General features: G+C 25.4%; 1 protein-coding gene. It reads left to right on the top strand.

The window, feature by feature from the left end:
- Window positions 1-216: 216 nt before the first annotated feature.
- Window positions 217-543 (top strand): Hsp20 family protein (locus tag HMPREF0216_RS13275; RefSeq protein ID WP_005215164.1); only part of this gene is annotated, 327 nt, incomplete at its 3' end.

Genomic DNA, 543 nt, shown 5'->3' with positions numbered 1-543 from the left:
CAAAACTCTTTCTTTTATTTTCTCACTCTTACTCAACTATTCTCACTTATACAAATTTGACCTTCTTTGACTTTAATTTTATAATGTACTTGTACAAAGAGATAAGAGAAGTAATTAAAGATAATAAATAAACTTCTCAAAGCGAAAATTCAATTAAGCTTATTAAAAACTACTTTTGAAATTTCAAAAAAATATGATTAAAAAGGAGGTCTTTGTATGTTCGGTTTAGTACCTTTTAAATTTAATAATGGAGAAAATAACAGAGGATTAACTATCAATGACATGTTCAATGATTTCTTTAGTGATGATATGTTATCAGAATTTAAGTCTGGTGGAAGTTTCAAAACTGATATAAAAGAAACACCTGAAGAATATATTGTTCATGCTGAATTACCAGGTGTTAAAAAAGAAGATATAAATATTGATTATAATAACAATTATTTAACTATTTTGCTACTAGAAATAATGAATACGAAGAAAAGTAAGATAATTCCATTAGACGTGAAAGAAGTTACGGATCAGTTTCTAGAGGATTCTATATTA

Source organism: Clostridium celatum DSM 1785, assembly GCF_000320405.1.
Taxonomy (GTDB): domain Bacteria; phylum Bacillota; class Clostridia; order Clostridiales; family Clostridiaceae; genus Clostridium; species Clostridium celatum.
Note: the sequence above shows the minus strand (reverse complement) of the source record. Positions and strands in the feature narration are given on the sequence as shown.